The 14322-nt window shown below is 66.8% G+C and carries 11 protein-coding genes and 1 pseudogene; 7 read left to right on the top strand and 5 right to left on the bottom strand.

All coding sequences use genetic code 11. The features are described from left to right. Nucleotides 1-39: 39 nt before the first annotated feature. Genes C8258_RS30750 through tgt form a run of 3 tightly spaced genes read left to right on the top strand, consistent with a single transcriptional unit; the run spans nt 40 to nt 5018 of the window. Nucleotides 40-1776 carry an ABC transporter ATP-binding protein gene (locus tag C8258_RS30750; protein WP_106958123.1) on the top strand — a complete coding sequence of 579 codons (1737 nt, stop codon included), beginning with the start codon at nt 40-42 and terminating at the stop codon, nt 1774-1776. A gap of 25 nt (nt 1777-1801) precedes the next feature. Continuing rightward, entirely contained in the window at nt 1802-3748 is a 1947-nt protein-coding gene (locus C8258_RS30745; RefSeq protein WP_106958122.1) for an ABC transporter ATP-binding protein, read from the top strand. Nucleotides 3749-3773: 25 nt separating this feature from the next. Then, nucleotides 3774-5018 (top strand): tRNA guanosine(34) transglycosylase Tgt, encoded by a 1245-nt coding sequence (gene tgt / locus C8258_RS30740; protein WP_106958121.1) that lies wholly within the window; start codon nt 3774-3776, stop codon nt 5016-5018. A 28-nt stretch (nt 5019-5046) separates the two neighbouring features. Here the strand turns inward: tgt and C8258_RS30735 are convergent, their stop codons facing one another. Beyond that, a complete protein-coding gene (locus C8258_RS30735) occupies nt 5047-5820 on the bottom strand; it encodes a queuosine precursor transporter (RefSeq protein ID WP_063063575.1) in 774 nt (257 codons plus the stop codon). 48 nt (nt 5821-5868) lie between these two features. Between C8258_RS30735 and C8258_RS30730 the strand changes: the two genes are divergently transcribed. Continuing rightward, the gene (locus tag C8258_RS30730; RefSeq protein ID WP_036497165.1) at nt 5869-6405 is read left to right on the top strand and encodes a DUF4190 domain-containing protein; all 537 of its coding nucleotides are present in this window, start codon (nt 5869-5871) and stop codon (nt 6403-6405) included. A 42-nt stretch (nt 6406-6447) separates the two neighbouring features. On the opposite strand, the gene gluQRS is transcribed toward C8258_RS30730, so the two are convergent. Further along, nucleotides 6448-7368 carry a tRNA glutamyl-Q(34) synthetase GluQRS gene (gene gluQRS / locus C8258_RS30725; protein WP_106958120.1) on the bottom strand — a complete coding sequence of 307 codons (921 nt, stop codon included), beginning with the start codon at nt 7366-7368 and terminating at the stop codon, nt 6448-6450. After that, nucleotides 7365-7835, bottom strand: coding sequence for a DUF309 domain-containing protein (locus tag C8258_RS30720; RefSeq protein ID WP_106958119.1), 471 nt, complete (start codon nt 7833-7835; stop codon nt 7365-7367). The genes gluQRS and C8258_RS30720 overlap by 4 nt, the downstream gene beginning before the upstream one ends. 398 nt (nt 7836-8233) lie before the next feature. Between C8258_RS30720 and C8258_RS30715 the strand changes: the two genes are divergently transcribed. Beyond that, nucleotides 8234-8443 carry a DUF397 domain-containing protein gene (locus tag C8258_RS30715; RefSeq protein ID WP_062994672.1) on the top strand — a complete coding sequence of 70 codons (210 nt, stop codon included), beginning with the start codon at nt 8234-8236 and terminating at the stop codon, nt 8441-8443. Between the two features lie 84 nt (nt 8444-8527). Here the strand turns inward: C8258_RS30715 and C8258_RS30710 are convergent, their stop codons facing one another. Then, nucleotides 8528-10114: a cytochrome bc complex cytochrome b subunit gene (locus C8258_RS30710; protein ID WP_106958118.1), complete on the bottom strand. Its 1587-nt coding sequence runs from the start codon at nt 10112-10114 to the stop codon at nt 8528-8530. A gap of 119 nt (nt 10115-10233) precedes the next feature. Between C8258_RS30710 and C8258_RS30705 the strand changes: the two genes are divergently transcribed. Both C8258_RS30705 and helR read left to right on the top strand, forming a co-directional pair. After that, entirely contained in the window at nt 10234-11679 is a 1446-nt protein-coding gene (locus C8258_RS30705) for a hypothetical protein (protein WP_106958117.1), read from the top strand. A 209-nt stretch (nt 11680-11888) separates the two neighbouring features. Further along, a complete protein-coding gene (helR, locus tag C8258_RS30700) occupies nt 11889-14090 on the top strand; it encodes an RNA polymerase recycling motor ATPase HelR (protein WP_199195908.1) in 2202 nt (733 codons plus the stop codon). Nucleotides 14091-14106: 16 nt separating this feature from the next. Here helR and C8258_RS33450 read toward each other — a convergent pair. Beyond that, nucleotides 14107-14322, bottom strand: a pseudogene (locus C8258_RS33450) (hypothetical protein); the annotation flags it as partial.

Raw genomic sequence — 14322 nt, 5'->3', positions numbered from 1 at the left:
GCCGACACCGCTCCGGAATGACGGTAGCCTGCACCCATCATGTTGATCAGGTTGCTGCGCGCCTTTCTCGCCCCCTACCGCACCCAGTTGGTGGGGGTTGTTGTGTTGCAGCTCATCTCCGTCATCGCGATGCTCTATCTGCCCAGCCTGAACGCCGACATCATCGACAACGGCGTCACCAAGGGCGATATCGGCTACATCTGGTCCACGGGTCTCTGGATGCTGCTGGTGTCGGGAGTGCAGATCGTCGCGTCGGCGAGTTCGGTCTATCTGGGCGCACAGGCCGCGATGGGTGCGGGGCGGGAGATGCGCGCGGCGCTGCTGCACCGGGTGGGCACCTTCTCCGCCCGCGAGGTCGGCATCTTCGGCGCGCCGTCGCTGATCACCCGCAACACCAACGATGTGCAGCAGGTGCAGCTGCTGGTCGTGATGAGTGTGACCATTTTGGTGATGGCGCCGATCATGTGCATCGGCGGCATCGTGATGGCGCTGCGCCAGGACCTCGGACTCTCCTGGATCCTGCTGGTCGCCGTGCCGCTGCTCGGCCTGACGATGGCGTTGATCATCTCCCGGATGGTTCCCGGATTCCGGCGCGTGCAGGAGCGCATCGACGCGGTGAACCGGGTGCTGCGCGAGCAGATCACCGGTATCCGTGTGGTGCGGGCGTTCGTGCGCGAGCGCTACGAATCGCAGCGGTTCGGCGTGGCCAACGACGAGCTGACCTCGGCCTCGCTGTTCGTGGGCCGGCTGGCCGCGCTGATGTTCCCGGCCGTGATGCTGATCAGCAACGTGACCACGGTCGCGGTGATCTGGTTCGGCGGGCATGCCATCGACTCCGGCAGTATGCAGATCGGTTCGCTGACCGCGCTGCTGTCCTACATCATGCAGATCCTGATGGCGGTCATGATGGCCTCCTTCCTGGCGATGATCGCCCCGCGCGCGGCGGTGTCGGCCGAGCGCATCGCCGAGGTGCTGGAAACCGATTCCTCGGTGGTGCCGCCCGCACAGCCGCAGGCCTTCGTCGCCGACCCGGGGACCGTCGAGGTGGCCGGCGCGGAGTTCGCGTTCCCGGGCGCCGCGGAACCGGTGCTGCGCGATATCAGCTTCCGGGTCTCGCCCGGGCAGACCACCGCGATCGTCGGTTCCACCGGATCAGGTAAGACCACGCTGATCAATCTGATTCCGCGGCTGATCGACGTCACCTCCGGCGTGGTGCGCGTCGGCGGCACCGATGTGCGGCAGGTGGATATGGAGCTGCTGCGCTCGCAGATCGGTCTGGTGCCGCAGAAGGCGTACCTGTTCTCCGGCACCATCGCGGAGAATCTGCGCTACGGCGATCCCGAGGCGACCGACGAACAACTCTGGCACGCACTGGAGATCGCGCAGGCCGCGGATTTCGTGCGGGACATGCCCGAAGGGTTGCAGACACCCGTCGCCCAGGGCGGCACCACCGTCTCGGGCGGTCAGCGGCAGCGGCTCGCCATCGCCCGAGCTCTGGTGAAGAAGCCCAAGATCTACCTGTTCGACGACTGTTTCTCCGCACTCGACGTCGCCACCGACGCCCGGGTGCGCGACGCGCTGCGTCCGGAGACGCGCGAATCCGCGGTGATCACCGTGGCCCAGCGTGTGTCGACGATCCGCGACGCCGACCAGATCGTCGTCCTCGAGGACGGTGCCATGGTCGGCCTCGGCACCCACGAACAGCTGTTGCGCGAATGCGAGGAGTACCGGGAAATCGTGGAATCGCAGTTCAGTCCGGAAGAGGCGGCCCGATGAGCCCCAGAACACAGGAGGCGGCGCGATGAGGCCCGGGGGGCCGATGCCGGGTGCTCCCGGGCAGAAGGCGAAATCGTTCGGGCCGACGCTGAAGCGGTTGTTGCGTCGCCTGGCCCCGGACCGGGTGGCGGTGATCGCGATCCTGGTGCTGGCCGTCGCGTCGGTCGTCATGAACACCCTGGGGCCGCAGATCCTCGGCAAGGCCACCAACCTCATCTTCGACGGTGTCGTCAGCAAGCAGTTGCCGGCGGGACTGACCAAGGATCAGGCGGTGGCTTCCCTGCGTGCGCAGGGCCAGGACCGGCTCGCGGACATGATGTCCGCGATGAACATCAACCCCGGCCACGGCGTCGACTTCGGCGCGGTGGGCCAGGTGCTGACGCTGGTTCTGGTGCTGTACGTACTGGCCGCGCTGTTCAACTGGTTGCAGGCGTATCTGCTGGCCACCGTGATCAACCGCGCGGTGCAGCGTCTGCGCAGCGAGGTGGAGGACAAGATCCACCGGCTGCCGCTGAGCTACTTCGACACCAACGCCCGCGGCGATGTGCTCTCCCGCGTGACCAACGACGTCGACAATGTGGCGCAGAGCCTGCAGCAGACCATGAGCCAGCTGGTCATATCGGTGCTGTCGGTGATCGGCATCCTGATCATGATGTTCTGGATCTCGCCGCTGCTGGCGGTGATCGCACTGCTCACGGTGCCGGCCGCGGTGATCGTCACGGCCCAGATCGCGAAGCGGTCGAAACCGCATTTCGTCGATCAGTGGAAGTACACCGGCCTGGTCAACGCGCAGGTCGAGGAGGCCTTCACCGGCCACGAGGTGGTCACGGCCTTCGGTCGCATCCGCGAGGTCGGCGAGGAGTTCGACAAGCGCAACGACAGGCTCTACCAGGCCAGTTTCAAGGCGCAGTTCATCTCCGGGCTGATCATGCCGGTGATGATGTTCATCGGGAACCTGAACTATGTGCTGATCGCCGTCGTCGGTGGTCTGCGCGTGGCCTCGGGCAGCCTGTCGCTGGGTGAGGTACAGGCCTTCATCCAGTACTCGCGACAGTTCAGCCAGCCGCTCACCCAGATCGGCTCGATGATCAACCTGCTGCAGTCGGGTGTCGCCTCGGCCGAGCGGATCTTCGAAATCCTCGACGCCGACGAGCAGGTCCCGGATCCGCGCGAAGAGGACCCGCGTCCGATCGATCGCGGCCGGGTCGAATTCGACGCGGTGTCGTTCCGCTACGAGGCCGACAAGCCGGTGATCGACGATCTCTCCCTGGTCGCCGAGCCCGGCCATGTGGTCGCCATCGTCGGTCCGACGGGCGCCGGTAAGACGACGCTGGTCAATCTGCTGGAGCGGTTCTACGAACTGGATTCCGGCGCGATCACCATCGACGGGGTCGACATCACCGGCATCGGCCGCGACCGGCTGCGCTCGCGAATCGGCATGGTGTTGCAGGACACCTGGTTGTTCGGCGGCACCATCCGCGAGAACATCGCCTACGGCAATCCGGAGGCGAGCGACGAGGAGATCCTCGCGGCCGCCCGCGCCGCCTATGTGGACCGCTTCGTCCATTCGCTGCCGCTGGGTTACGACACGGTGATCGACGAGGAGGGCTCCGGGGTCAGCGCCGGTGAGAAGCAGCTGATCACCATCGCCCGCGCCTTCCTGGCCAAGCCGACCATCCTGATCCTCGACGAGGCCACCAGTTCGGTCGACACCCGCACCGAACTGCTGGTGCAGCAGGCCATGGCCGCGCTGCGCCGCGATCGCACCAGTTTCGTTATCGCGCACCGTCTTTCGACGATCCGCGATGCCGATCTGATCGTGGTGATGGAGGGTGGCCACATCGTCGAGCAGGGCACCCACGAGCGGCTGCTGGCCGCGCGCGGCGCCTACTTCCGCCTCTACAACGCGCAGTTCACCGGTGCGGCGGTCGACCAGGATCTGGTCGACGAGGAGACACTGGACGTGGTCTAGCCGGGCCGCCTGGCAGGATAGCGGCGTGTCCGATCCCGCCCAGTTCTCCTTTTCCGTCGGTACGTCGCTACCGAGGCGACACGGCCGCACCGGGGTGATCACCACACCGCACGGGCAGATCGCCACTCCGGCGTTCATCCCGGTCGGCACCAAGGCCACGGTCAAGGCGGTCCTGCCGGAGGCGATGGCCGAGATCGGCGCGCAGGCCCTGCTCGCCAACGCCTACCACCTGTATCTGCAGCCGGGTTCCGACATCGTGGACGAGGCGGGCGGTCTGGGCCGGTTCATGAACTGGCCCGGCCCCACGTTCACCGACAGCGGCGGATTCCAGGTGATGTCGCTGGGTGTCGGCTTCAAGAAGGTGCTGGCCATGGAGGCCGTCGGCGTGCAGAGCGACGAGGTGATCGCGAAGGGGAAGGAACGGCTGGCCGTGGTCGACGACGACGGCGTCACCTTCCGCTCCCATCTGGACGGTTCGAGCCACCGGTTCACCCCGGAGGTGTCGATGGGGATCCAGCACCGCCTCGGCGCCGACATCATGTTCGCCTTCGACGAACTGACCACGCTGTTCAATACCCGTGGCTATCAGGAGAAGTCGCTGCGCCGCACGCACGAGTGGGCGCAGCGCTGCATCGACGAACACGAGCGGCTCACCGCCGAACGCACGCACCGGCCGTACCAGGCGCTGTTCGCGGTGATTCAGGGCGCGCAGTACGAAGATCTGCGCCGCAAGGCATGTCGCGATCTGGACGCGATGCGGGGAAGTGGCGGAACGGGTTTCGACGGTTACGGCATCGGCGGAGCGTTGGAGAAGGCCAATCTCGGCACCATCGTGGGCTGGTGCTGTGACGAACTGCCGGCGGAGAAACCGCGGCATCTGCTGGGCATCAGCGAACCCGAGGATTTCTTCGTCGCGATCGAGAACGGCGCCGACACCTTCGACTGCGTCAATCCGTCCCGCGTCGCGCGCAATGCCGCGATCTATGTGGCCGCCGGCCGATTCAACATCAACACCAGCCGGTTCCGCCGTGATTTCACCCCGATCGACGACACCTGCGACTGCTACACCTGCGCCCACTACACCCGCGCCTATATCCATCACCTGTTCAAGGCGAAGGAGATGCTCGCCGCCACGCTGTGCACGATTCACAACGAGCGCTTCACGATTCGGCTCGTGGACGATATCCGCGCGAGCATCGAGGGCGGTTACTACGACGACTTCAAGGCGGAATTCCTGGGACGGTGGCAGGGCCGGATCCGCTTCGACTGAACGGAACGGCCCTGCCCCCGGTGCCGCGTCAGCTGTAGAGCGCGGGCTTGTCCAGCGGTGCGTAGCTGGGTTCGTGCTTCTTCAGGTAGGCGATGCAGCGATAGCTGATCGGCATGATCAGCACCTCGCACAGGGTCTTCCACACGAAGCCGACGATCACATAGTTGATGAACGCGCCCCACGTGTTGATCCCGATGGCGGTCGCCGCGATCGAGCAGAACACGAGCGTGTCACCGAATTCGCCGGCGACGGTGGAGCCCAGCAGCCGCGCCCACAGATGCTTCTCCTTGGTGCGCTCCTTGATCAGCACCAGCGTCGCCGAGTTCAGGAACTGGCCCACCACGTAGCCGGCGAGCCCGGCGGCGACGAGCTGCGGTGTGGTCCCGGCGACGGTGCGGAAGGCGTCCTGATTCTCGTAGAACCCGGCCGCGGGCAGTCCGATCGCGATCCAGAAGCAGACCACCATCAGGATCAGCATGCCGAAGCCGTAGTAGATGGTGCGGCGGGCGGCCTTGAAGCCGTACACCTCGCTCAGCACGTCGCCGATCACATAGGCGAGCGGAAAGAGGAAGAACGCTCCGTCGGTGGTGATCGGCAGGATTTCGATGGGTCCGAGGGACACCTCGTGGCCGGTGAAGAACTGCACGCCCTTGGTCGCGCAGATGTTGGAAATCATCAGCGTCGCCGTGAACAAGGTCACGATCAACGTGAAGGGACCCCCCGCGGCCTGCGCGAATGCTGCGTGTTCGACCGCGGGGCGTCCAGACTCCCCGGTCGGTGTCGTTTCTTGTGTCTCACTCACGACCTGTGCACGATACCGGCAACCGCCCCGGTGGAATAGGCTGGACCGATGACGAATCCCGGCGATTCCGACGAATGGTGGAAACAGTACGGCGGCGAAGGTGTCTCGTCCGATTCGGGCGGCCACCAGTCGGTTCCGCCGACCCCGCCGCAGCAGCCCACCCCGCCGCCCAATCCGCAGGCCGGATACTCCTCGGCTCCGCATCAGCAGTCGTCTCCCTACCAGCAGCCGACCCCGCCGCCGCAACAGCAGCAGTCCTATCCGAGCTATCCGCAGCAGCAGCCCTACGGCCAGCCCGGTTACGGCTATCCGGCCGCGACGCCGTATCAGCCCTACGGCTACGCGGCGCCGCAGCAGGGCACCAACGGCCTGGCGATCGGTTCGCTGATCGCGTCGATCTTGGGGCTGTGCACCTGTATCGGATCGATCGTCGGGATCATCCTGGGTGTGATCGCGCTGAACCAGATCAAGGAGCGCGGCGGCCAGGGCCGCGGTATGGCGCTCGGCGGAATCTGGGTCGGTGCCGTCGGCATCGTGCTCACCATCGTGTGGGTGATCGTCAACATCGCGGCGGCGAACTGGTAGGAGCGGCAGTGCGTCCGGACCGCCGGGCGCACGTTCGCAGGATCAGCTGTGCCGCAGCGGATCCGGATGTGCGGGATCCAGAATCCACGGTGCGTGCGGCACCGTCGCCGGAGTGAACTGATCCAGGAGTGCTCGCGGTGTCTCGCCTCGCAGGCCGAGCGAGGCCGCGAGCATGGTGAAAACCTGACGCGGCGTCTCACCGAGAGCGATTCTGTCGCGCAGGGTTACGGCTCCGTCGCGTTTGGCCAGCCGCGCACCGTCGGTGTTGAGCACCAGCGGGACGTGCGCGTACGCGGGCACGGCGAATCCGAGGACGGTCGCCAGATAGGCCTGCCGCGGTGTCGAGGGCAGCAGATCGTCTCCGCGAACGACCTGGTCGAAGCCCTGTGCCGCATCGTCCACCACCACCGCGAGGTTGTAGGCCGCCGTTCCGTCACCGCGGCGCAGCACGAAATCGTCGACCAGCCCTCGGTACCGGCCGTGGATCTCGTCGGTGATCTCGAATTCCGTTGTCTGTGAGCGCAACCGCAGTGCGGCGGGCCGTCCTTCGGCGCGTTTGGCCGCCCGCTGCGCCTCGGTCAGGTCGCGGCAGGTTCCCGGATAGGCGCCCATCGGGCCGTGTGGTGCGGAGACGGCCTTCTGAATCTCTTTTCGCGTGCAATAACATTCGTAGGTCATTCCGGCCGCGCCGAGTCGCTCGATCGCCGCCGCGTAGCGCGCGGTGCGGTCCGATTGCCGGACCACCTCGCCGTCCCAATCCAGTCCGATCGCGGCCAGATCCTCGAGCTGGCGCTGCTCCGCACCCGCCCGCACCCGGTCCAGGTCTTCGATGCGCAGCCGGAAATTGCGGGCCGTGCTGCGTGCGAACAGCCATGCCAGCAGGGCGGTGCGGAGATTGCCCAGATGCAGATCGCCGGAGGGGCTGGGGGCGAAGCGGCCGGCGCCGGCGGTGTGCGGGATCATCCGCGCAGCCGGGGACACAGCGCGTCCTCCGGAATCTCGCGACCGGCAGCCAGATCCGCCAGCAGACCCTCGGCATGTGCGACGAGCCCGGCCGCATCGATGCCGTACGGCGGTGCCGGCGTGGCCGACAATCGGCCGATCGCCCGCTCGAGCAGGGTGCGAGCGCCCTTCGGATTACCGCGCTGGATGTGGGTGAGTCCCACCGCGTACTGGGCCAGACCCTGCCACAGCATCCTTTCCGCGAACGGTCCGTTCTTCCATGCCGCCTCCAGTACCTCGTGTGCGTTGAAGGCCAGTCCCTCGTCCAGGAGGCGTTGGGCATAGTCCAGGGTTTCGCCCGGTGGGAGGTCGAGATCATCCGGAATACGGGCGACGCCCACGCTACCGGGCGGTAGTGGTCGCCCGAACCGGTCTCGAGGACGGGCATTTCGGGCGTGTCCGGCATCGTCGCGATCTCGTTCCACCACTACTCCATGATCCATACCGAGCAACCGCACGGTTTATCCGGGGCGGGGCGCGGCCGCGGATCGGGGAATTTCCCAGGGTGGTTTTGTTTAGCGGATCATTCTCCGGTCATTTGGCAATTCTCCCGCTATTAGTGAACGGGAATTCTTTACCGGCAATTCGAGTGATTGAAAATGAAAAGACGCGGGACAGCGATTGTGGGTGCTGCTAGGGTGCTCTCCCGGGATGAACGCGAGGGCGCACCACGGCGGTGTGTGACTCGTGAACCAGTCCGTTCACTGAGTAGTTCGTGCGCTATGACCAGGCGCATTGTGGAGCCGTCGAGTCTCGAGAAGTCCGGGTCCGGCGACGAGGAAAGCACGATTGTCGCGTTATCTACGGTGGTAAAGGAGAGGTTCAGGTGAAGGTTGATTCGACCGGTGCGGTGTGGCGCAAGAGTAAATACAGCGGTCCCGACGGAAACTGTGTCGAGGTCGCATTTCTGGGTGACGGCAATGTCGGGGTTCGCGATACCAAAGACTGCGGCCGCGGGCCGATTCTGGCTTTCACACCCGGCGAGTGGGATGCGTTCGTCTCGGGCGTGACCGACGGGAAGTTAGGCTCCGCCTGACCTCGGGCGACAGGTGATGGGCCCCGAGTCATCGCCGACTCGGGGCCTTGTGGTGTGACGCCGATGCCGGTCGCCCCACCCCGATCAGTGCGGCTGATCCTGGTGCCCGCGCAGCGCGGCCGTGAGAAGGTGTTCCTGTTCGTGGGCGGCCGCATCCAGTTGTTCGCGCTGCCCGGCCGGATCCGGGCGCAGGAAGCTCCCGCTGCCGGGTGCGCCGGACAACCCCAGGCGATTCACCCGCTTCGGCACGGGGGCGCCCTGATACGTGAGCGGTACCGGCCGCCCGTCGCGGGCCACCGGTCCCAGCGGTTGATGGATTTCGATGTACTCGCCGTGCGGCAGCCGGTGCAGGATGCCGGTTTCGATGCCGTGCGCCAGGACGGCCCGGTCCGCGCGCTGCAACGCCAGGCACATCCGGTACGCGAGAAAGTAGGCGAGCGGCGGAACGAGCAGCAGCGCGATCCGGAAGAACCACGTCGTGGCATTGAGCGAGATATCGAATTTCAGCGCGATGATGTCGTTGACGCAGGCCAGTGTGAGGACCAGATAGAAGGCGAGGGCCATCGCGCCGATCGCGGTGCGCACCGGCACATCGCGCGGGCGCTGCAGCAGATTGTGTGACGCACGGTCGTGGGTGAGTCGCTTCTCGATCCACGGATAGCCGATCAGCAGAGCGAACACCAGCGTCATCAGCACCGCCACCGCGAATGCGCTCGGCACGGTGTGCCCGAACAGATACAGTTCCCACGGCGGGAACAGGCGCAGGAAGCCGTCGGTCCACATCAGGTAGAAATCGGGTTGGGTGCCGGCCGAGACGTGGGAAGGGTTGTAGGGACCCAGATTCCAGAGCGGATTGATCTGCAGCACCCCGCCCATGGTCGCGACCACGGCGAGAGTGAACATGAAGAACGCGCCCTGATCCAGGACGAAGACGGGCACGATCCGCGTGCCCACCACGTTCTTCTCGGTGCGCGCCGGGCCGGGGAACTGCGTGTGCTTCTGATACCAGACGATGGCGATGTGCGCGGCGATCAATGCCAGCATGATGCCGGGCAGGAGCAGTACGTGCGCGATGTACAGGCGCGGAAGAATGATCGTGCCCGGAAAGTCGCCGCCGAACATCAACCAGTGCAGCCAGGTGCCGATCAGCGGAATACCCATGGTGATTCCGGCGAATGCCGCCCGCAGGCCCGTCCCGGACAGCAGATCGTCGGGCAGCGAGTAGCCGAAGAAACCCTCGAACATCGCCAGGATCAGCAACAACGAGCCGATCACCCAATTACCTTCGCGTGGTTTGCGAAACGCGCCGGTGAAGAAGATGCGGCACAGATGCACGACGATCGAGGCGGCGAAAAGCAATGCGGCCCAGTGATGCACCTGCCGCACGAACAGGCCGCCGCGCACCTCGAAGGAGAGGTTCAGCGCCGATTCGTAGGCCCGCGACATCGATACGCCGCGTAACGGCTGGTAGAAGCCCTGATACACGACCTCGGTCATCGACGGATCGAAGAACAGCGTCAGATAGACGCCCGACAGCAGCAGAATGACGAAGCTGTAGAGCGCGATCTCCCCGAGCAGGAACGACCAGTGTGTCGGAAAGACCTTGTTGATGGATCTTCTGAGGAAGGGCGCCGCGCGAAATCTCTCGTTGGCGCCGTCCGGGATTGCCATGGCACTCACCCCGCCCCGGGTGTGGTCGAGATTGTCTACTACAAAGCGTAGCACTGGAGTTGACCTGCGTCGATAGTGTCGGTGCGGGAATTGTGGACGGTTGTGGATATCGTCGGCGGGTGGATCTATTGACGCCGCAGGATGCCACGAGGTTCTGGCTGTCGCGCCGGGCCTGCAACGACCTGTTCCTGCTCTACTGCTTCGACGACACCGGATGGTCCGCAGACGCGCTGCGGGCGGCGGTGATCGCCCGCAGCGCCGAAATCCCGGAATTGCGCGTCCGGATCCGCGAACACCGCTTCGCCTATCCCACCTGGGAGCCTGCGGATTTCGATGATGCGCAGGTCGTCGTCCACACACTCGAGGAGCCGTTGTGGACGACTGTGGAAGCCTCACTGGGGGAGATTCTCGGGGAATCGGTACCGGCGCAGCGATACACCTGGCGCGTTCATCTGTATCGCGGAATCCGGGACGCGCCGGGTGGCTCGATGCCCGCACTCGTTGTGGTGCTGCAACTTTCGCACGCGCTGGCCGACGGGCAACGGGCCGCCGCCATCGCGCGCGAGTTGTTGCGGGGCCGGGATACGGCAGCGCGGGGGGACGCCGATTTCGGTGGCGGTTCGGGTCATGCGGGATCGCCCGACGGCGCGGGACCACCCGACGGTTCGGCGGTGAATCGGCGCTACGGCAGGTGGACCCGCCCCGCACTAGGGCGAGACGTGGAAACCTTTGCTGCCGAAGCGATATCGCTGGTTTCGTTTCTGCCCGGTATGGCGCGCACGGTGCGCCGGGGTCTCGTCGCGGCACGCGCGGACAGGGATTTGCACAGCCTCGCCGAGGCGGGTGAGATCCCGCCCGCCGCACCGAATTTCGCTCCCACCGCACTGAACCGCCCGCCGGCGCCCGCCCGCCGGGTCGTCCGCGTGATCGTGGGGGAGAACCTGCACGTTCCCGGGTACACGGTCACGGTCGTCGCGCTGACCGCGATATCCGTCGCGCTGAGCGGCTATCTCGCCGGCCACGGCGAATCCGGCGACCCGTTGGGTGCGCAGGTCTCGATGGCCGTGCCCGTGCCGGCGGATCGAAAAGTGATCCCGCACAACAACTACCGCGACCTCGGCGTCGATCTGTGCGCCGCGGAACCTGACCTGCGACTGCGGGCGCGCCGCATCGCCTCGGCGCTGGCGGAACGACGAGTCCGCGCCACCCATCCGCTGCAGTCCGCGCGCGACCGCGTCACCGACGCGATCCCGGCCCCGGTTCTCCGTCGCGATATCGCCGGCTATCCGCTGGACCTGGTCCCCGAGCGGATATCGGGACATACCGTGCTGTCGAGCGTCCATCGCGGCGAGGCGGATCTGTCGATCGCCGGCGGCGCGGTCCGCTTCACCGCCGGTTTCCCCGCCCTCGGCGCGGTGATGCATCTGACCCACGGCCTGCACGGGCTGGGAACGACGGTCACCCTGTCCATCCACGCCGATCCGCAGGTGGTGGATGTGGACGACTACACGGACATGGTGCGGGCCGCGGTCCGCGAGGTGGCCACGCAGCTCACGGGAGAATGATCCGACGAGTGGGGGAGACGGAAGAGGGCTCTGCACCTCTTTCCATATTCAATATATAGCGGAGTGGGGGGCTTGCGGCAAGGCCCCGGTTGTGCCGCACAATGGCCCGCCGAGGCCGTGTACCTGCGAAAACGGGAGGAGACCCGCAGCGGCCGGGACGGACACAGGTGTCCACATGAACCATGTCGAGCCAGGGAAGTGAGGGACACATGTCGGATCCGGGGTACCAGGACGAGTTGCGGGCCGAACAGGACTACGTGTCCGCGCTCTACGCGCGACTCGACGGCGAGCGCGCCGAGGCGAAGCGCCGCTACAGCGCGGCGTTGCGTGGCAGCGGCGGTGCGCTGGTGGATCGCGATGTGGAGGTGCGGACGCTGGCGCGGGAGGTGAAGCGGTTGGACGTGGCCGACAACGGACTGTGTTTCGGCCGACTGGACAGCGACTCCGGCGAGCGCTCCTATATCGGCCGGATCGGGCTGTTCGACCAGGACGACGACTTCGAGCCGTTGCTGCTGGACTGGCGGGCGCCGGCGGCACGCGCGTTCTACACCGCCACCGCCGCCAGCCCGGAGCAGATGCGGCGGCGCCGCCAGTTCCATTCCCGCGGCCGCCGTGTCGTCGACTACACCGACGAGATCTTCGGCCGCCCGGGCGCCGGGGAGCGCGGGGATGCGGCGCTGCTCGCGGCGGTCGACGCGCCCCGCGGCGAGGGGATGCGCGACATCGTCGCCACCATCCAGGCCGAACAGGACGAGGTCATCCGGCTCGATCATCCCGGCGTGCTGGTGATCGAGGGCGGTCCCGGGACCGGCAAGACGGTGGTGGCGCTGCACCGCGTCGCCTATCTGCTCTACACCCAGCGCGAGCAGATGGAACGTCACGGCGTTCTCGTGGTCGGCCCCAATCCGGCCTTCCTGCGCCATATCGATCGGGTACTGCCGTCGCTCGGTGAAACCAACGTCGTCTTCACCACCACGGGCGATCTGGTGCCGGGCCTGCACGTTACCGCCGAGGACACTCCGGACGCGGTGCGCGTCAAGGGTTCGCTGCGGATGCTCGATGTGCTCGCGGCCGCGGTCGCGGACCGGCAGAGCCTGCCGGTGGAACCGCTGACCATCGAATTGGCCGATGTCACCGCACGCATCGACGCGGCCACCGCGGAATGGGCGCGGGAGGAGGCGCGCACGAGCGGTCTGCCGCACAACGAGGCGCGTGCGGTGTTCCGCGAGATCGTCACCTATGTGATCACCGAGCGAGCGATCGCCCGGATCGGCAAGGGCTGGATCACCCGCGACGACCGGGAGGCGTGGGAGAACCTGCGCGCTGATCTCGTCGCCGAACTCGCCGAGAGTGAGCAGTTCACCGCCGCCCTCCACCGGCTCTGGCCCGTACTCACCCCGGAAGAGCTGCTGGCCGAGCTGTATTCGTCCCCGGAGCGGCTGCGCGCGGCAGGTGCGGACCCGGCCCTGTGGCGTGCCGACGGCGCCGCGTGGACGGTGTCGGATGTACCGCTGCTCGACGAATTGGTCGATCTGCTGGGCCGGGAGAAACCGGCGGACGACACCGCGGAACGCGAACGCGCGGCCGAAGCCCGATATGCCGCAGGCGTCTTGGAGCTCATGACCGGCCGCGAGGACTCGATGGACGACGAGGACCACCTCTTCGCCACCGACCTGCTCTACGCCGAGGACCTCGCCGACCGATTCGCTGATCGGGACACCCGCGATCTCGCCGAACGCGCTGCCGCCGACCGGGATTGGACCTATCGCCACATCGTGGTCGACGAGGCGCAGGAACTCTCCGAGATGGATTGGCGGGTGCTCATGCGGCGGTGTCCGGGCCGCTCCTTCACCGTGGTAGGCGATCTCGCCCAGCGTCGGTCGACCGCCGGTGCGACGTCGTGGGATGCCGTGCTCGAGCCCTATGTCCCCGGCCGGTGGCGCTACCGCTCGCTCACGGTGAACTACCGCACGCCGGCGGAGATCATGGCGGTCGCCGCCGCGGTGCTCGCCGAGTTCGCCCCGGCCGTGCGCCCGCCCGAGTCGGTGCGCGCCTGTGGCGTGCGCCCGTGGTCGCGCCGAGTCGACGAGAACGAATTGGCCTCCGCCATCGAGGAATTCGTTCGCGAGGAGGAAGGCCGTGAGGGCACCGCCGTCGTGATCGGCCCGCCCGGGCTGCCCGGCACGGTCCCGGCGTCGGAGACCAAGGGCCTCGAGTTCGATGCCGTCCTCGTCGTCGAACCCGAGCGCATCCTCGCCGACGGGCCGCGTGGCGCCGCCGAACTCTACGTGGCCCTCACTCGCGCGACGCAGCGGCTCGGGGTGCTGCACCGAGACCCGCTGCCCACGGCACTGACCGGTCTGGTCCCGGTCGGCGCGCCCGCGGCGGCCGGAAATCTCCGCTCCGCGTAGCGATGTCGCGGGCCGTCTACTCGGGCGGCCCGCACCCGCCGCGCATGATCAGCGCGTGCGCCGGGCACCATTGGGTCACCGGTAATCGGCTGCGCCCGTTCCCGGTGCGCAACTCGAATTCCACCAGCCCCAACCACGTTCCGTCCGCCGCTCGCGCCCAGGCGTGCAGTCGCCCCGGAATGCGCCCGGTGATCTCGAGCCTGTCTCTTATACACATCTGACGCTGCCGACG

Origin of the sequence: Nocardia sp. MDA0666, from assembly GCF_003023875.1 — a bacterium.
GTDB lineage: Bacteria > Actinomycetota > Actinomycetes > Mycobacteriales > Mycobacteriaceae > Nocardia > Nocardia aobensis.
This window is presented reverse-complemented; position numbering and strand designations above follow the sequence as displayed.

Coding starts and splice junctions, on each gene's coding strand:
- C8258_RS30750 (WP_106958123.1), top strand. CDS start 40: ATGTTGATCAGGTTGCTGCGCGCCTTTCTCGCCCCCTACCGCACCCAG.
- C8258_RS30745 (WP_106958122.1), top strand. CDS start 1,802: ATGAGGCCCGGGGGGCCGATGCCGGGTGCTCCCGGGCAGAAGGCGAAA.
- C8258_RS30730 (WP_036497165.1), top strand. CDS start 5,869: ATGACGAATCCCGGCGATTCCGACGAATGGTGGAAACAGTACGGCGGC.
- gluQRS (WP_106958120.1), bottom strand. CDS start 7,368: ATGATCCCGCACACCGCCGGCGCCGGCCGCTTCGCCCCCAGCCCCTCC.
- C8258_RS30710 (WP_106958118.1), bottom strand. CDS start 10,114: ATGGCAATCCCGGACGGCGCCAACGAGAGATTTCGCGCGGCGCCCTTC.
- helR (WP_199195908.1), top strand. CDS start 11,889: ATGTCGGATCCGGGGTACCAGGACGAGTTGCGGGCCGAACAGGACTAC.